We start from the raw sequence: 17,469 nt of genomic DNA, 5'->3' as shown, positions 1-17,469 counted from the left end.
CGATATTTTACTTCACAGCGCCAAAGGTCAGGCCGCGAACGAGTTGTTTTTGGCTGAACCAGCCCATGATCAGGATCGGTGCAATCGCCATTGTCGAGGCCGCCGAAAGTTTGGCGTAAAACAGGCCTTCAGGGCTTGAATAGCTGGCGATGAACGCGGTCAGCGGCGCGGCTTTGGCAGCCGTCAGATTGAGCGTCCAAAACGCCTCGTTCCACGCCAAGATGATGTTCAAAAGCACCGTCGAGGCGATGCCCGGGATCGCCATGGGCGTCAGCACGTACAGGATTTCCGAACGCAATGTCGCCCCGTCCATCCGTGCGGCTTCCAAGATCTCGCCGGGGATTTCCTTGAAGTAAGTGTAGAGCATCCAGACGATGATCGGCAGGTTGATCAGGGTCAAAACAATGACCAAACCAATTTGCGTGTCCAACAGGCCGAGGTTGCGGAAGATCAGGTACATTGGCACCAAAACCCCCACTGGCGGCAACATTTTGGTGGAGAGCATCCACATCAAAATATCTTTGGTCCGGCGTGAGGGCACGAATGCCATGGACCATGCGGCGGGGATGGCGATGATCAGCCCCAACAACGTTGAACCGCCGGACAAGACCACCGAATTCCAGAAGTGGCGGAAGTAGTTTGAGCGCTCTTGCACGGTGACGTAATTCTCCAAGGTCCAGTGAAAATTGAAGAAAATCGGTGGATCGGAGATGGCCTGTGCCTCGGTTTTGAACGAGGTCAGGATCGTCCAGAGGATCGGAAAGAAGATCGCGAGACCGACAGCCCAGGCGAAGAATGTGGTGACGAGTTTGCGGTTGGTCGAAACGGAACGTGCCATGATCGCCTCCTTACGCGTCGAGGTTTTTGCCGATCATCCGCATCAGGAAGATCGCAACAATATTGGCGAGAATGATGGCAACGACGCCACCGGCGGAGCCTCCGCCCACATCGAATTGCAACAGAGATTGCATATAGATGAGGTAGGTGAGGTTGGTTGACGCTGTGCCCGGACCGCCGTTGGTGGTCACAAGGATTTCTGCGAAAACCGAGAGCAAAAAGATGGTTTGGATCAGGATCACCACGGTGATCGCGCGCGACAGATGCGGCAGCATGATGAACCAAAACCGTTTGATCCAGGGCGCGCCGTCCATTTCTGAGGCTTCCAGTTGCTCTTGGTCAAGCGACTGAAACGCGGTCAACAGGATGAGCGTCGCGAAAGGCAACCATTGCCAAGACACAATACCAATGATCGACGCCAAGGGCGCCTGGGCGAGGAAATCAAACGGCTCAAGCCCGAAGAATTTGAACAGATGCGCGAACAGCCCATTCACCGGGTTCATGAACATGTTTTTCCACACCAAGGCGGAAACGGTCGGCATCACGAAAAACGGCGCGATGACCAGAATGCGCACAATGCCTTGGCCAAAAAATGGCTGATCGAGCAAGAGCGCCAAAAGCACGCCGCCAATCACCGTCACCAAAAGCACGCCGCACACCAAAAGGATCGTATTGGTCAGCGCGGCAAAAAACGCCGGATCGGTGAGGAAGTATTTGTAATTGGTCAGCCCGGTGAATTCCTCCATCCCCGGCATCAACAGGTTGTAGCGCAGGAAGGAGAAATAGAGCGTCATGGAGAGCGGGATCAGCATCCACCCGAGCAGCAAGAGCACTGCGGGCGAGATCATAATCCGGGCGCTGGCGCGAGAATGTTTCGTGGCCATGGGGTGCCTCGGTGTCTGCGTGAGGGATATGGACGGGCCGGTTTTCGTCAACCGGCCCGCCACTGGGAGAAGCGTAAAACGTGGCGGGCTTACTTGATGTAGCCAGCTTTCATCATTTCACGTTCTGTGAGTTTTTGAGCGTTCTCAAGTGCTTGATCTGCCGACATTTGCCCGGCCAATGCGGCGGAGAACTGTTGACCCACGGCAGTGCCGAGACCTTGGAACTCAGGGATGGCAACAAATTGCACACCGACATAGGGCACGTCATCCACAGTCGGATTTTGCGGATCGGCGGAGAGGATGCTTTCCAGCGTCATTTTCGCGAACGGCACTTTTTGATACTCTTCGTTCATGTAAAGCGACTGACGTGTGCCCGGAGGAACGTTGGCCCAACCTTCTTTCGAGGCGACCAAAGCGGTGTACTCTTTCGAGGTGGCCCATTCGACAAAGGCTTTCGCTGCGTCGACTTTTTGGGTGCCCGCCGGAATGCCGAGGTTCCACGCCCAGAGCCAGTTGCCGCGTTTGCCAAGCCCGTTGTCGGGTGCAAGGGCAAAGCCGACGCTGTCAGCCACGGACGAGTCATTCGGATTGGTCACGAAAGAGGCCGCAACCGTGGCGTCGATCCACATGCCGCATTTGCCGGTCTGGAACAACGAGAGGTTCTCGTTAAACCCATTGCCGGATGCGCCCGGAGGGCCGTAGTTGTTCATCAGATCGAGGTAGAAGTTGAGCGTGGTTTTCCACTCTTCCGAGTCGAATTGCGGTTTCCAATCCATATCAAACCACTTGGCACCGAACGAGTTGGACATGGCGGTCAGGAAGGCCATGTTTTCGCCCCAGCCCGCTTTGCCGCGCAAACAGATGCCGTAGACTTCGCCGTCTTTGTCGGTCATCGCCGCGGCGGCCTCTTTGATGAAATCCCACGTTGGGGCGTCCGGCATGCTCAGCCCGGCTTTTTCCATCAGGTCGGTGCGATACATCACCATCGAGCTTTCGCCATAAAACGGCGCACCGTAGAGGTTGCCATCCACCGTTAAACCATCGCGGATCGCGGGCAAAATGTCGTCGATGTCGTAGCTGTCCGGCAGATCATTGAGCGACACGAGCCACCCACGTTCGCCCCAGATCGGAACCTCATAGGTGCCGATGGTCATCACGTCGAATTGGCCGCCTTTGGTGGCAACATCTTGGGTCACGCGCTGACGCAGCACGTTTTCCTCAAGGGTCACCCATTCGACCTCAATATCCGGGTGTTTGGCGTAAAAATCATCCATCAGACCCTGCATGCGGATCATGTCGCCGTTGTTCACGGTCGCCACAGTGATGGTCTCGGCAGAAGCGCCCGCTGACACTGCAGCAAGAGCACACGCCCCCATGAGGGTGCGGAATGTCGTATTCATGGTATCCTCCCTTACGAATTGAGCATTTGCTCACTTCATGGACCAATGCTCACTCATAAACATAGAGTCTGTCAAGAGCGATTAAATGAAAGCCCTTTGGGAGATTTTTTTTACTGCGAAATAAGAGACTTAGCCGTCCACTCGTCAGTGAACAATCCGTCGATCAATCCACCTCGCAGTGCAGCATCGAGCGCCGCAAGCTTACTCGCGCCCGCGCCAATGCAATACACGGGCATGTCCGCTTCGGGCACGCGTACCCCCACCATGCGGTCATTGACGGGGTGATCAAGGTATCTGCCATCGGCATCAAAAATGTGACCACATATCTCGCCAACACCGCCGGAGGCACGCACCGCGGTCAATTCCTCGGCGGAGAGAAACCCATCAACATAAAGTGGCGCGTCATCGCTCATTTGACCGATCCCGACAATCGCGAGATCGGCGGATTTGGCCAATTCGCGTGACGCCATGACATGTGGCAAGGACCGATATAGGGTCAGTTCAACCTCATCACGCGCCGCAACAGGCACCGACATCGGGTAATGACGGGCCCGAATTTTTTCGGCAAACCGCATGATCACCTCGTAAAACGAGGCGGAGCTGTCAGGTGCAACATTCCCGATCAGCGATACGAGCTTGTGGTGCGATCCATCGACTGCGCGCAATTGCTCAACCACGGTTTTAAGTGTCCGCCCCGTGCCCAAGGCAAAGACTTTCGGCTCCTCAGAGGCAAACAGCCGCTCCAGCACCGGGGCAACAAAAGGGGCAAGGCCCTGAAGTGGATCACCCCCCGCCCCAAGCCCCGGCGACACCCAGGCAGAGGTCAGACCAAACCGGGACTTCAAAGCCCGTTCCAGCTCAAGACATTCGGCAATCGGATGTTCAATCCGCACCCGGATCAACCCCTCAGAAGAAGCCCGCGCCACAAGCCGCTGCGCTCTTTGCCGAGAAATGCCCAGCTCCTGCGCAATCTGGTCTTGGGTCAGCCCACCGACAAAGGACAACCATGCCGCGCGCGCCGCCAAATCGCGTGGCGAGATGTCTGTATCGTCGACATTGCCCTTGGGTTTAGCCTGCGTCATGATCGGACATATCCTTCATAAGGTATTCGGCAGAATGAAAGAATTCGCCGTAGGATGCAAATACACGATGGGCCTGTGGCGGCTTAGACATATCAAGGTCCAACCCAGCCAGGTGACTGCCGCCCACAAACCGCCACACGGTCATTCCCGCCGAAAGCCCGGCCTGAACCCCCGCCAAGGAATCCTCGATCACCAAACAGCGCTCAGGCGAAACCCCGTTTTTCTGCGCCGCCAAAAGAAACATATCCGGGGCCGGTTTGCCGCGAGAGACTTCTTTGGACGTCGTGGTGCGATCCTCGAATAAACCTGCCAATTCCACCATCAACAGCGATTGTGCCAGCCGCGGCGGGCTTGAACTGGTCGCCAAAGCATAGGGCACGCGCAACTGTTCGATCACCTCGCGCACCCCCGGCATGATTTTCAAATCCGCCTCAAACGCGGCCATCAACCGGGCGCGATACTCGGCCTCAAACCCATCGGGCAAGGTGATCCCAAATTCCTTTTGGATTTGATCCAGCACCACGGGATAGCTACGACCAAGGAAATGCTGAGCGACATAAGCGGTGTCGATGATCACGCCATAGCCTTTGAGCTCAGCGATCAACATCCGCGCGGAAATCACTTCGCTGTCAATCAACACGCCGTCACAGTCAAAGATCACCAGATCAAACATGTCGTCCCCCTTGTTCCTGCCCCTCAGCCCGACATAGGGTAGCGAGGCAGGTGAGGCGAGACAATTGCAAACCGACCTTCAGCCAAGCTCCATCGTGGCGATGCCATAGAGCGTTTGCACGGCGGGGGGATTGGGCGGCTGGCCACGATACATACGCGCGGTCTCAAACGTGAGCTCGAACCCTTTGGCGATGAGTGTCTGACGAAAATCTTGTTGCAGATCAGGGACATCGACAATGACATCCGAAGCCCCCAAGGCCTGTGCCGCGCTGTGCATCAACGCCAAAGCCGTCTGTTGATCCGGGGCAATCACCGGCCCAATTTTGCAGCCTTGGTGACACAAACGGGCCGTGGCAAAACCGGTGATCTGGTCGTCTTTTTCGCAAACAACGCTCTGTTGCGTTTCGGTTCCTAAAAGCCACCCGGACAGGAAACACGGGCGCGTATAGCCATTGGCCAGCCGATCCAATGTGGCGATGGCAATCATATCCTGCGGCATCATCGGTCGCAAACCCGGCAACACCACGACAGGGATCCCACCCTCAAACCGCGCCGTAGACCCGGTTTTGACAAAGCCGGACTTGGCATAATTGGCCTCTTGCGCGGCCACCCCATCCAGTCCAATCGTGCGTGTTCCGGCGTGTTTCAACGCCTCAGTCCAGAGCGCATAGCCGATCCCGCGCCCCTGAATGCGGGCAGGCACAGGTAGAGGCCCAGAAAGGCAAAATCCGCATCGTGATTGACCACAGAAATGGCCGCGACGATTTGATCCTCGACCTCTGCCACAAAAAAACCGTCCCCGTCTGCGCCCCAAAACGCCGATGCGTCGTCCAGTCCGGGGTTCCACCCTTCCGCGCGCGCCCAATCCAAGACACGTACCAAATCCTGCGGCTCCGCAGAGCGCAGGTTCATTTCAACGCATCTTTCAACGATTTCGCGACAGAGGGCTGATCGCGCAGATCGAGCGAGGTCAACAGATCAACCAGATGGTGTTTCATCAATTCCTCCGCCGCATCTGGATCATTGCGTCCGAGCGCCTTGATCAGCGCGTCATGGGCGTGGCTTTCGCAAAGCGCGGTGCGGCGTTGCCAATACAACGCGATGATCAGCGAAGAGCGCGACACCAGTTGGGCGATGAAGTCCGCAATGGTGGTTTGATCGGCGATCCGGGCCATTTCGATGTGAAACATTCCCGACAGATGCAGCGCACGTCCGGTGTCGCCCGCGTGCAATGCGGCATGTTCGGCGTCTATATGCTTTTGCAGGACCTTTATATCGGAAGCAGTGGCCCGTTCAGCAGCGGAACGCGCGGTGCGCGGCTCCAAAAGCGCGCGGGCCTCAAACACCTCGCGCGCCTCACGCACAGAAGGCTGGGCAACAAAGGCTCCGCGATTGCGTTTGAGTTCGACAAGGCGGTCGTGGGCCAAGTGTTGCAGCGCGGCTCGCACCACCGTGCGGCTGACACCGTAAATCTCACCCACCTCGTCTTCGTTCAGCTTCATCCCCGGCGACAGGCGGTGTTCGTGAATGGCTGTCGCCAGACTGTCCGCGACTTTGCCGCTGCCACCGCCGCTGTGCTCCACCATACCCTGCATCACCGATATCCTTCGTACTTTCCGTCTTTGGAGCTTTTCGCCGCACGCACTGATTCTCAAGCCCGATGGTTGAATTATATCGTCTACAATATTGTATACAAACATGGCGCATAATTAATGCACCTTTATGTACAGAGCGCCCAATCAATGGGCATTTGATGTGTGCACCCACTACAACTGCGAAAAAATCTTCTGCCCTGCAAAAAACCGGACAAGCGTAAACGCCATCGGACCCCAAAGGATGGATTGCACATGCGCTCTGGCAAAGACCTTGAACTCGTCAATCTGACAAAGCGCTATGGCACGACAACCGCCGTAGATCAGATCAACTATGTCTTTCAAAATGGCAGCTATGTCTGCCTTTTGGGGCCATCGGGGTGCGGAAAATCCACAACACTGCGGATGATCGCCGGGCACGAAAGCGTCTCTGACGGCTCTATCCTATTGGATGGATTTGATATTTCACACCTGCCCCCGGCCAAACGCGGCACTGCGATGATGTTTCAAAACTACGCGCTGTTCCCGCATTTGAACGTCCGTGACAACGTCGCCTTCTCGTTGCGAATGAAGGGCACCGACAAACCCGCGCGCCACAAGGCCGCCAACGAGATGTTGGAACTGGTGCAAATGACTGCCTTTGCCGACCGGCTCCCGGCACAGCTTTCGGGTGGACAACAGCAACGTGTCGCTTTGGCGCGGGCTTTGGTGACCAAGCCGCGAGTGTTGTTGCTCGACGAACCTCTCTCCGCCCTTGATCCGTTTTTGCGCATCAAAGTGCGAGCCGAATTGAAACGCATTCAACGCGAGCTGGGCATCACCTTTTTACACGTCACCCATGGGCAGGACGAAGCGCTGGCGCTGGCCGATGAGATCGTGGTGATGAACAATGCGGTGATTGAACAGGCCGGCCCCGCGCGCAGCGTGTGGAACACGCCGCGCACCGAATTCGTGGCACGTTTCATGGGCGGACATAATGTGATTTCGCTGAATGGCACCAAGGTCGCCCTACGTGCCGATGAGGTCACTTTGGGCGAGGCCGGACTGGCCGCAACTGTGACCTCGGTCGAATATCAGGGCGCGCATGTGGCAATGACCTCGATGACCAACGCGGGCGAAGAAGTCTTGGCGCTGGTGCCCGAAGATCAATTTTTTCAAATGCCGAAAAATCCGGGCGATGCCGTGCGGCTTGCTTGGGACGAGGGGCGGGTCCACCGCCTCCAAGCCTAACCTCTCCTCCAAAACCTCTGCAACAAGGGAAGATTGTCATGTCTAAAATGCGTTATTCGCGCCGCGCGGTGCTTAAGGGCGGGGCTGCCGCAGCCGCAGCCTCTGCATTCCCCGCGCCCATGGTCTGGGCACAGGAAATCAAAGATATCACTCTGCGCCAATTCGGCACCGGGGTGTCCAACCTCAATGAAGTTGGGCAAAAGGTGAAAGAAGACTTGGGTTTCACGCTTGAAATGACCGCATTGGATTCCGATTCCGTGACCCAACGCGCCGCGACCCAGCCCGACAGTTTTGACATCGCCGATATCGAATATTGGATTTGTAAAAAGGTCTGGCCGACCGGAAATCTTCAGGCCATGGACACGTCCAAAATCAAGAATTACGACAAGATCGTCGGCATTTTTAAATCCGGCAAACTGACCCCGGACAGCGTGATCGCCCAAGGCACCGCGCCCTCCACCGTCGGCTTTGTCGAAGGTCCGGGCGCGACCTCATTTGCCACCGAAGAAACCGGCTGGATGACCCTGATCCCAACGATCTACAACGCCGACACGCTGGGCATCCGCCCTGACCTGATCGGCCGTCCGATCAACACATGGGCCGAACTGTTGAACCCTGAGTTCAAAGGCAAAGCCTCGATCCTCGACATCTCCTCGATCGGCATCATGGACATGGCGATGGTCTGTGAAGCGATGGGTGAAATCCAATATGCCGACAAAGGCAACATGACCAAAGACGAGATCGACAAGACATTTGCGATTTTCACCGAAGCCAAAAAAGCCGGTCAGTTCCGCGCCTTTTGGAAGAGCTTTGACGAGTCGGTGAACCTGATGGCCTCTGGCGAAGTTGTGATCCAATCCATGTGGTCGCCTGCGATCACTGCGGTGAAATCGCGCGGCATTGAGTGTGTCTATCAACCGCTCAAAGAAGGCTATCGCTCTTGGGGTGGCGGCATCGGGCTTTCGAAATCCCTGACGGGCATGGAGCTGGATGCGGCTTACGAATACATCAACTGGTATCTCGATGGCTGGGTCGGCGGGTTCCTGATGCGTCAGGGCTACTACTCCGCTGTGCCGGAGACCTCCAAAGAGTACATGTCCGAAAACGAATGGGGCTACTGGTTTGAAGGCAAAGCGGCCACCGGCGACATCACCTCCCCGTTTGGCGATGTGTTGGCCAAGGCGGGTGAGACCCGTGATGGTGGATCATTCTACGACCGGATGGGCTCTGTCGCCTGTTGGAACGCGGTCATGGATGAGAACCAATACATGGTCCGCAAATGGAACGAATTCATCGCCTCCTAATATGAGGGGGCTCTGCCCCGCCGGTGCAGCCCTACGGGGCCGCACCTTCCTCCCCCGAGATATTTTCAGACAAAAGAAGCGCGCGGGCGAGACCCGGTGTTGAGTGAGGACAGATGTTGAAAAACCGTCACATCCAAGGATGGCTACAGGCCTCTCCCCTGACGCTTGTCCTCATCGGATTTTTGATCTTGCCGATCATCACCATCGTGGTGGTCAGCTTTTGGCGCGCCACAGAATTTTCGATCATCCCAGATTTTTCTTTGGAGAATTATGAGTTCCTGTTCGGCTCGCCTGTCACCTACAAAGTGTTTTACGCCACATTGAAATATGCGGCGATCACATGGGCGCTGACGCTTTTGATCGGCTTTACCGTCGCCTATTACCTCGCCTTTCACATCCGCAGCCAGACCATGCAAATCGCGCTGTTTTTGCTCTGCACGATCCCATTTTGGACCTCAAATATCATCCGCATGATCTCATGGATTCCGTTCCTTGGCCGCAATGGCATCGCCAATTCGGCACTGCAATCCTGGGGCGTGATTGATCAGCCGCTGGAGTGGCTTTTATATTCGGATTTCTCCGTGATCCTGGCCTTTGTCCATCTCTATACCCTGTTCATGGTGGTGCCGATTTTCAACACGATGACCCGGATTGATCACAGCTTGATCGAAGCGGCGCGGGACAATGGCGCGAGCGGATTTCAAACGTTGCGGCATGTGATTGTGCCGCTGACCAAGCCGGGAATCATGATTGGCACGATCTTTGTGCTGACACTTGTCATGGGCGATTTCATCACCGTGCGCTTCATGTCGGGGTCGCAAAAGGCCAATGTCGGACGCCTGATTTCCAATGACATCGCCCTATTGCAATACCCCTCCGCCGCCGCCACCGCCGTGATCCTGTTGATCACTGTGCTGATTGTCATCGGTATCCTGTTGCGCTTTGTCGATATTCGCAAGGAGCTTTGATCATGGAAAAACGCCCCGGTTCCTTCTACGTCCTCAGCGCGATTTTCGCCCTATTCATCTTGTTCCTTTACGGCCCGACCCTGACCATCGGCATCCTATCCTTTCAGGGACCCGGAGGCGGGCTGACCTTTCCGATGCGTGGTGTGTCACTTCATTGGTTCCGTGACCTGTTTGAACAACAGGCGGTGGGCGATATTTGGGGATCATTCCGGCGTTCCTTTGCGCTTGGGCTGATGGTCATGGTGACGACGGTCGTGGTGTCGGTTATGGGCGGCTTTGCCTTTCGGAAACGCTTCTATGGCTCGGGCATTTTGTTTTACCTGATCATCGCCTCACTGGTGATCCCGTCGATCCTGATCTCGCTTGGAGTCGGCCTGATCTTTAGCCAATTGGGCCTCAAAATCCACTGGGCCACGTCGGGTTTTGGGTCGCAACTGACATGGACCTTGCCCTTTGGCTTGTTGATCATGTTTGCCGTATTCAACCGTTTCGACAAATCCTTTGAAGAGGCTGCGCGCGACCAAGGTGCCTCGCCATGGCAAACGGTGCGCTATGTCGTTTTGCCGATCATTGCGCCCTCTCTCATTGGCGTGGGCCTGTTTGGGTTCACTCTGTCCTATGACGAATTCGCCCGTACTTTGTTGACGGCAGGATCGTATAACACACTGCCGCTGGAAATCTTTGGCATGACCACCAATGTGACTACGCCGGTGATTTACGCGCTTGGCACAATGACCACGTTGTTTTCGCTTTGGATCATCGGCGCGTTTCTTTTGATCGTGTGGATTTTGGGCAAACGCCGCGCAAGGCTTGGGTCCGATGCGGGCAAAGGGGTCTGAGGTGAAAATCCTTTTTCTCAATCCGAATGCCTCAGCCCATATGACACAGAGTGTTGTGGCGACCGCCCGCGCGCTCTTGCCTGAGGCCGAGATTTTAGGCTGGACCAACGCGGATGGCCCGCCCGCGATTCAAGGCCCTGAAGATGGCGCGGCGGCGATCCCCGGTCTGATGGCTTTGTTGCCGAAGGCGCACGAAGAGAGCGTTGAGGCCATTGTCATCGCCTGTTTTGATGATACCGGCTTGGAGGTCCTGCGCGCAGCCGCGCATTGTCCGGTGATCGGAATCGGCGAAGCGGCCTATCATTTTGCCCTGCTCAAAGGTCAAAGCTACGGCGTGGTCACGACGCTTGATGTCTCTGTCCCGGTGATCGAAGGCAATATTCAACGCCTTGGATTTGAGGCGGCCTGCCTTGCGGTTTCGGCCAGTGGCATCGCGGTTTTGGAGGTCGAAGAAGGCCGCCCCGAGGTCTTGGATCACCTCACGAAAGAGATCAAAGCCATGCGCGCGCGCGGCGCACAAGCCGTGATTTTGGGATGTGCGGGCATGTCCGCGCATCATGCCACTTTGACGCACAGCTCAGGCGTGGTTCTCATCGACGGGGTCCGGGCAGCCACGCTTTTGGCGCAGGCTTTGGTGGTGGATCAGCACTCAGTGTGATTTCGTCCAAGCAGCGTTGCTTTGGGCCAAAAGCGCGTCTTTCGGCACCACGGGACAGACCACCGGAAGTGCCGCAATCCGCGTGGCCTCTTCTGGTGCGACCCCCAACATGCGCAAAATCGCAGCAACAAAAGCCGGAACATCGACGTCCTCGCCCGCCACGATCCGGCGCATAAGCGCAAGCGTGCCGACCTCTAGGATGTCGGTCACCATCGCTTCCGGCATCGGGCAAAAGTCACCCGCCATCATCGAGTCACGCACGAAACAAGGCGCGACCTCATCCAAGACCTGACCAAACCCATAGGCATGCCGACCGATCCGCGCGGTAAATTCAAGGAAAAGCGGATGTGCGCGGGCCAGTTCAACAAAGGCTTTGACACCATAAGCCAGCCGTTCCGCCGGAGGCAGTTCCTCATCAATCGCATGAAAAATCAGCGAAACAATTTCGCGCGCAAGGGCTCGTTTGGCGGCAACCAAGACATCATCAATGGTGTCAAAATAGTTGTAAAACGTGCCGCGCGACACGCCGGCACGGCGCACGACATGATCAATCACTGTGCCATTCACACCCTGGTCGGCAAAGACCATGGTGCCCGCCTCAACCAGACGATCATAGGTGCGCTGGCGGCGTTCTTGGCCAATCCGGGTGCGGTAATCAACGGTGTCCGCATCAGAGTTCACATCCTCGGTCACGCCGCCTCCTTTGTTTCCGGTTTGACCCGGAACACAAGGCAGTACAGTGCAGGCGCAAAGAGCAATGTGATCAACGTCCCGGCAATGATCCCGCCCATCATCGCAAAGGCCATTGGTCCCCAAAACACCTGACGCGAAATCGGGATCAAGGCCAAAGAGGCTGCCGCGGCGGTCAAAAGGATCGGCCGTGCGCGACTGTCAGACGCCTCAAACACGGCAGTCCAACGCGATTTACCTTCGCGACGCAGATCTTCAATGGCTTGAATCAGGATGATCGAATTGCGGATCAAAATGCCGACGAGGGCGAGCACCCCGAGCAAGGCAACAAATCCCATCGGAGCACTGGCACTCAAAAGTGCGGCAACAACGCCGATCAGGCCCAAGGGCGCCACCGCAATGACGACGAACATCAGGCGGAAACTTTGGACCTGTATCATCGTCAGCGTCAGCATGATCAACAGCATAATCGGCATGACAGTGGCAATCGGGCCCTGACTTTCGGCGCTGCTTTCCACCGTGCCCCCGACCTCGACCGTATAGCCGCGTGGCAGGCTTTGTTCAAAACTGGCAATCGCCGGTTCCAAGGCATTGACCAAGGTGGCTGGCAAATCATCAGAGGCAATCGCCGCCTTTACGGTGATCACGGGCGCACGGTCCTCTTGTCGGATCAGCGGCTGTTCGGTCACCCAATCCAGCGTCGCAATCGAGGACAGCGGAATGGACACGCCTTGGGCATTGGCAAATTGCAGATTTTCCAGAGCGGTCAAGGTTTTACGATCTTCCTCAGCACCGCGAATCTCGACATCAATCAAAGTGCGCGCATCGCGGATTTGTGTCACCGTTGAGCCCTCAAACAGGCTCGACATCACCCCCGCCACATCCGATTGGGTCAACCCAAGTTGACGCAACCGCGCCTGATCCAGATCGACACGCACCACCCGAGAGGGCTCATTCCAGTCGAGCGAAATCGCGGTCAACCGCTCCTCCTTCGACAACACCGCAGCCAATTCACGCGCATGGTCCCGCAACTCGGAATAATCTGGACCAGAAATCCGGTATTGCACGGGCTTGCCAACCGGCGGCCCAAGCTCAAAGGTTTTGGGATAGAATTCAACGCCAAGCCGGTTCTCGGAATAGGCCCGTACTTTCGCCAAAAGGCGATCACGCGCCTCCAGATCGGTGGTCATAATCAAGAGCTGACCAATGTTCGGCCCCGGTGTCAGTGCCTCCAAGGTCAACACAACCCTGGGCGCACCATTGCCGATATAGGTCGTCCAGAATGTAGCCTCGTCCTGAGCGCCCAGCCATGTTTCAAACTGTGCAATCTCCGTATCCGTCGCATAGATACTGGCGTTTTGGCGCAGGGTCACATCAACCAAAACCTCGGGGCGGTCCGAACTTGGGAAAAACTGTTGTTCGACCTTGCTCATGCCAACCACGGCCAGTGCAAAAACCGCGAATGTGATGACAACGGTCAAAAGGCGGAACTGCATCGCGAGCCGCAAAAGGTGGTGAAAGCGGCGGCGCAACCATCCCGGTTCACCATGCACATGTTTCCATTTTTTCGGTAAAAACGTCGCCCCCAACACCGGCGCAAACAACACGGCGACAATCCAGCTCAGGATCAGCGAAATTGTAATCACATAGAACAAGGTGATGGTGTATTCACCGGCGTTGCTGCTGTTGAGACCAATCGGGATAAAGCCGGCGGTGGTGATCAACGTCCCCGTCAGCATCGGCCACGCGATCGAGGTCCAGGCATAGGCCGCCGCCTTATGACGGCTTTCGCCCAGTTCAAGACGCGAGATCATCGTTTCGATCGCGATCATGGCATCATCGACCAAAAGGCCCAGCGCAATGATCAAAGCGCCCAGCGAAATCCGCTGAAGCGTGATACCCAAAACCTCCATAAACACAAAGGTCAGAGCCAAAACCAAGGGGATCGTCAGGCTGACGACAAATCCCGCCCGCACACCAAGAGACACGAAGCTCACCGCAAGCACGATCACCACCGCCTCAATCAGCGCTTTCACGAAATGCCCCACCGACTCCTCAACCACTTTCGGCTGATCTGCGACATGGTGGACATTGATGCCCACTGGCAATGTCGTTGTGAGTTCGGCCATGGTTTCATCCAAAGTCTCGCCAAAGTCGAGCACATTGCCACCCTCGCGCATCCCGATTTTCAAACCGATCGCGGGGGCACCATTGTAACGAAACAATTCCGACGGCGGATCATCGTAGCCCGAGGTGACATTGGCCACATCGGCCAGTGTGAAAAAGATATCACCCGAGCGCAGCGGCGCATTGGCGAGAGCGTCTACACTGTCGAATTGCCCGGTGACCCGCAGCAAAATGTTTTCGTTATCGGTGCTGATCATCCCCGAGGGGACGATTTGGTTTTGCGCGGCGAGAGAGCCCAAAACGGTTTGCCCATCGAGGCCGAAAGCGGCCAAACGACGGGCGGAAAATTCGATGTGAATGACCTGGTCACGGGTGCCGAACACTTCGACTTTACCCGCATCATCAAGACTTTGAACCACATCGCGGACATCTTCGACATAGTCTTTGACCTCCTCGGGCGCATAGCCGTCCGCGGTAAAGGCATAGACCGTCCCAAACACATCCCCAAAGTCATCATTATAGGCAAAGCCTTGAAATTCTTGCGGGAACTGGCTTTGGATGTCTGACATCATTTGCCGCACGCGGGTCCAAGACGGTCGCACTTCGGAAGCGGGAACATTGTCGCGCAAATCGACATAGACCAGTGTGATCCCCGGATAGGTCACAGAGCGCGTACCATCGAGGGTCGCGAGTTCTTGCAGTTTGCGTTCAATCCGATCCGTCACCTGCGTCACGGTTTCCTCGGCTGTGGCCCCCGGCAAACTAGCCGTCACCACCATGGTGCGGATGGTGAAAGACGGGTCCTCTTCACGCCCAAGCCTCATGTAGCTGAGCGATCCAGCGACCACAGCGATGATCATCATGAACCAGATAAAGGAGCGATGCCCCAGTGCCCAATCCGATAGGTTGAACCCCTTCATTCGAGCCGCTCCCCAACTTTTTGTCCGTCTTCCAGCGCATGGACACCGCGCACGACGATTTCATCATTTTCAGAAAGCCCCGTGGTGATCACCACCCGGTCGCCAACGCTGTCACCTAGTGTCACCGGGACAAATGTCACCACACGATCCGGCGAGACCCGCCAAACGCCGGGGCTGTCTTGTGTCCCCGCAATGGCGCTGATGGGCAGAGTCATCGCCGGGTCCGCGCCACGATTATAGGCCGCCGTGATCAAAGTGCCGATGCGATAATCCTCTGGTGGCGCAATCAGCATGAGCCGCAATCTGCGTGTCTCAAGACTGGTGTCAGCAACGGGTTCAATCACGCTCAGCCGCGCCATCACCGGAGCGACCCCCCCGAGCGGTGACGGACCACGAATCCCGCACCTTCGGGCATGATCGCGGCGACAGACGCGGGCACATCAATGATCGCCTCGCGTCCCATTGGATCGGCAATCTCCATCACACTCACGCCCGGACTGACAAGCGTGCCGGGATCGACGGAGGTGGACAGGACAATCCCATCGCGCGGAGCAACAAGGCTACCGTAGCGGGCCGCCTCTGTGGCTTGGGCCAGATTGGCACGCACACTTTCGAGCTGCGCCGCCGTGGCATCGCGATTGGCGCGCGCCGCTTCGAGTTGCGCCGTGGTCGCCACATTGCGCTCCACAAGTGCCGAGACACGCTCATATTGGCTTTGCGCAAATTCGGCTTGCGCTTGGACACCCGACACGGCGGCTTCAGCCACAGCGACATCTTGCGCCAATGTGATTTGGTCCAAGCTTGCAAGCACCTGCCCATTGACGACGCGGTCCCCGGCGGCGACATCAAGCGTCGCCAAACGACCGCTGGTTTGGAATGCCAAAGCGGTCACATCTTGGCCCCGGATCACCCCGGAGTATTGACGTTTGACCACCGGGTCAGTCGACACGAATTCGGACATCACCGGGCGCAGAGCCCGCGTTTCAATCCCATCGGACTGGGCCAAAGCCCCCTGTCCAACGCCAGAGAAAGCAAACATCACAGCCAAAAGGCGCAGTGGTTTAATCATTGCTTCGTCTCCCCTGCGACCACCGGGCGGCCATCGAACAGCATTTGTGATCCGGCCCCAACCACGAGGTCGCCCTCGTCGAGGCCCTGCGTGAGTTCAACGGTCATATCGTTATATGAGCCAACGCGCACGGATTTGAGCGACACGGTGGAGGTTTCAGGATCAACCACCCAAACGGCGGGGCCTTTGGAATCCGCCGTCAATGCGCTCCATGGCAGGACAATGCGTTGGTCGATTTCAATCGTTGCGCGACCTGAAATTGACGCGCCGATCGGGATGTCCGTGGACGTCGCTTCGGGAATATCTGCATGGATTTCGACCGTCCCGGTCGAGGTCAAAACCGGCAACACTTCTGTGATCTTCGATGAAAACGGTCCATCCGCACCACTGGGATCAAGTTCGACCTCATGGTTGAGAATTTTCGATAACCCTGCCGCATCCGGGGCCAAAAACACCGCTTGCTTTTTGCCCTTCAACGCGAGGGTGGCCACAGGGGCTCCGGCGGAGACAACCTCACCCAGATCGACAAATTTTTCGATCACGGTCACGTCGTCTTCGGCCCGTATTTCCGTATCGTCGAGCGCCTGTTCGGCGGTTTCCAACATGGCGCGGGCCTGATCACGGCTGGCCTGCGCCGCGAGAAAGGCCTGCTGTGCTTCATCATATTGCGCCTGCGTGCCAACGCCGCGCGCCAACAGGGTGTCCATGCGCGCGCGGGCTTGTTCGGCCTGAACCCAAGCGGCTTCAGCGGCGTTCAAATTGGCCCGAGCCGCGTCAAGGGCGGCGGAAATATTGGTGGCATCAATGCGTGCAATCACCTCGCCAGCTCTCAATTGGCGTCCAACTTCGGCATCCAGATAGTCGATTTGCCCACCTCTGCGAAAAGAGGCAGGAAAGCTGTCTTTCGCCTCGACGGCCCCGACAACCTTAATTTCATGGACCACGGTCACCGTTTTGGCTGAGATGATTTCGACGGCCAAAGGCACTTCGGCCAAAATGTGCGTCGGGGTCAGAACGAGCCAGATCAGACCCAAGAGCGTTGAAACTTTCATGAATACCCCTGACATATCGAAAACTAAGCCACTCATTTATCTGAATTGACAGTTTTGTCAAATCTAACTTTTCCAGTTTTGGACTGAGTCCCCGATGTTTGGGCGTATTGGTGTAATTTTCATGAAGACCGAAGATCTATCGCGG

At 56.6% G+C, this 17,469-nt stretch carries 18 protein-coding genes; 5 read left to right on the top strand and 13 right to left on the bottom strand.

Annotated elements, in window-relative coordinates; all coding sequences use genetic code 11:
* Positions 1 to 7: 7 nt before the first annotated feature.
* The 8 genes from DA792_RS18425 to DA792_RS18395 form a co-directional block, all read right to left on the bottom strand.
* Entirely contained in the window at positions 8 to 838 is an 831-nt protein-coding gene (locus DA792_RS18425) for a carbohydrate ABC transporter permease (RefSeq protein WP_107721862.1), read from the bottom strand.
* Positions 839 to 848: 10 nt separating this feature from the next.
* Positions 849 to 1,721 carry a carbohydrate ABC transporter permease gene (locus tag DA792_RS18420; protein ID WP_107721860.1) on the bottom strand — a complete coding sequence of 291 codons (873 nt, stop codon included), beginning with the start codon at positions 1,719 to 1,721 and terminating at the stop codon, positions 849 to 851.
* 89 nt (positions 1,722 to 1,810) lie between these two features.
* Entirely contained in the window at positions 1,811 to 3,121 is a 1,311-nt protein-coding gene (locus DA792_RS18415; protein WP_107721858.1) for an ABC transporter substrate-binding protein, read from the bottom strand.
* A gap of 110 nt (positions 3,122 to 3,231) precedes the next feature.
* Positions 3,232 to 4,203, bottom strand: a complete 972-nt coding sequence (locus DA792_RS18410) for a sugar-binding transcriptional regulator (RefSeq protein ID WP_107721855.1) — start codon at positions 4,201 to 4,203, stop codon at positions 3,232 to 3,234.
* The gene (locus tag DA792_RS18405) at positions 4,190 to 4,876 is read right to left on the bottom strand and encodes an HAD family hydrolase (RefSeq protein WP_107721853.1); all 687 of its coding nucleotides are present in this window, start codon (positions 4,874 to 4,876) and stop codon (positions 4,190 to 4,192) included. The genes DA792_RS18410 and DA792_RS18405 overlap by 14 nt, the downstream gene beginning before the upstream one ends.
* A gap of 78 nt (positions 4,877 to 4,954) precedes the next feature.
* The gene (locus DA792_RS18400; protein ID WP_368074484.1) at positions 4,955 to 5,578 is read right to left on the bottom strand and encodes an N-acetyltransferase; all 624 of its coding nucleotides are present in this window, start codon (positions 5,576 to 5,578) and stop codon (positions 4,955 to 4,957) included.
* The gene (locus DA792_RS23335) at positions 5,521 to 5,787 is read right to left on the bottom strand and encodes a GNAT family N-acetyltransferase (protein ID WP_368074483.1); all 267 of its coding nucleotides are present in this window, start codon (positions 5,785 to 5,787) and stop codon (positions 5,521 to 5,523) included. The genes DA792_RS18400 and DA792_RS23335 overlap by 58 nt, the downstream gene beginning before the upstream one ends.
* A complete protein-coding gene (locus DA792_RS18395) occupies positions 5,784 to 6,470 on the bottom strand; it encodes a GntR family transcriptional regulator (RefSeq protein ID WP_107721851.1) in 687 nt (228 codons plus the stop codon). Before DA792_RS18395 ends, DA792_RS23335 begins: the two co-directional genes overlap by 4 nt.
* A 252-nt stretch (positions 6,471 to 6,722) precedes the next feature.
* On the opposite strand from DA792_RS18395, the gene DA792_RS18390 reads away from it, so the two are divergent.
* From DA792_RS18390 to DA792_RS18370, 5 genes are all read left to right on the top strand, one after another.
* The gene (locus DA792_RS18390) at positions 6,723 to 7,697 is read left to right on the top strand and encodes an ABC transporter ATP-binding protein (protein ID WP_107721849.1); all 975 of its coding nucleotides are present in this window, start codon (positions 6,723 to 6,725) and stop codon (positions 7,695 to 7,697) included.
* A 38-nt stretch (positions 7,698 to 7,735) separates the two neighbouring features.
* On the top strand, positions 7,736 to 9,001 hold the full coding sequence (locus DA792_RS18385) for an ABC transporter substrate-binding protein (protein WP_107721847.1): 1,266 nt from the start codon (positions 7,736 to 7,738) through the stop codon (positions 8,999 to 9,001).
* 113 nt (positions 9,002 to 9,114) lie between these two features.
* Complete coding sequence (locus DA792_RS18380) at positions 9,115 to 9,969, top strand: ABC transporter permease (RefSeq protein ID WP_107721845.1); 855 nt, start codon at positions 9,115 to 9,117, stop codon at positions 9,967 to 9,969.
* 2 nt (positions 9,970 to 9,971) lie between these two features.
* Entirely contained in the window at positions 9,972 to 10,808 is an 837-nt protein-coding gene (locus tag DA792_RS18375; RefSeq protein ID WP_107721843.1) for an ABC transporter permease, read from the top strand.
* Position 10,809: 1 nt separating this feature from the next.
* Positions 10,810 to 11,466 carry an aspartate/glutamate racemase family protein gene (locus DA792_RS18370; protein ID WP_107722771.1) on the top strand — a complete coding sequence of 219 codons (657 nt, stop codon included), beginning with the start codon at positions 10,810 to 10,812 and terminating at the stop codon, positions 11,464 to 11,466.
* On the opposite strand, the gene DA792_RS18365 is transcribed toward DA792_RS18370, so the two are convergent.
* From DA792_RS18365 to DA792_RS18345, 5 genes are read right to left on the bottom strand one after another with little or no spacing between them, the layout of a single operon-like run.
* Positions 11,458 to 12,159, bottom strand: coding sequence for a TetR/AcrR family transcriptional regulator (locus tag DA792_RS18365; protein ID WP_107721841.1), 702 nt, complete (start codon positions 12,157 to 12,159; stop codon positions 11,458 to 11,460). The two genes, DA792_RS18370 and DA792_RS18365, sit on opposite strands and share 9 nt — an antisense overlap.
* Positions 12,156 to 15,203 carry an efflux RND transporter permease subunit gene (locus DA792_RS18360; RefSeq protein ID WP_107721839.1) on the bottom strand — a complete coding sequence of 1,016 codons (3,048 nt, stop codon included), beginning with the start codon at positions 15,201 to 15,203 and terminating at the stop codon, positions 12,156 to 12,158. The genes DA792_RS18365 and DA792_RS18360 overlap by 4 nt, the downstream gene beginning before the upstream one ends.
* Positions 15,200 to 15,562 (bottom strand): efflux RND transporter periplasmic adaptor subunit, encoded by a 363-nt coding sequence (locus tag DA792_RS18355; protein WP_107721836.1) that lies wholly within the window; start codon positions 15,560 to 15,562, stop codon positions 15,200 to 15,202. Before DA792_RS18355 ends, DA792_RS18360 begins: the two co-directional genes overlap by 4 nt.
* Positions 15,562 to 16,272, bottom strand: coding sequence for an efflux RND transporter periplasmic adaptor subunit (locus DA792_RS18350; RefSeq protein WP_107721834.1), 711 nt, complete (start codon positions 16,270 to 16,272; stop codon positions 15,562 to 15,564). Before DA792_RS18350 ends, DA792_RS18355 begins: the two co-directional genes overlap by 1 nt.
* Entirely contained in the window at positions 16,269 to 17,324 is a 1,056-nt protein-coding gene (locus DA792_RS18345) for an efflux RND transporter periplasmic adaptor subunit (protein WP_159075321.1), read from the bottom strand. Before DA792_RS18345 ends, DA792_RS18350 begins: the two co-directional genes overlap by 4 nt.
* Between the last annotated feature and the right edge of the window lie 145 nt (positions 17,325 to 17,469).

It is taken from the genome of Celeribacter baekdonensis, assembly GCF_003047105.1.
Taxonomy (GTDB): domain Bacteria; phylum Pseudomonadota; class Alphaproteobacteria; order Rhodobacterales; family Rhodobacteraceae; genus Celeribacter; species Celeribacter baekdonensis_B.
This window is presented reverse-complemented; position numbering and strand designations above follow the sequence as displayed.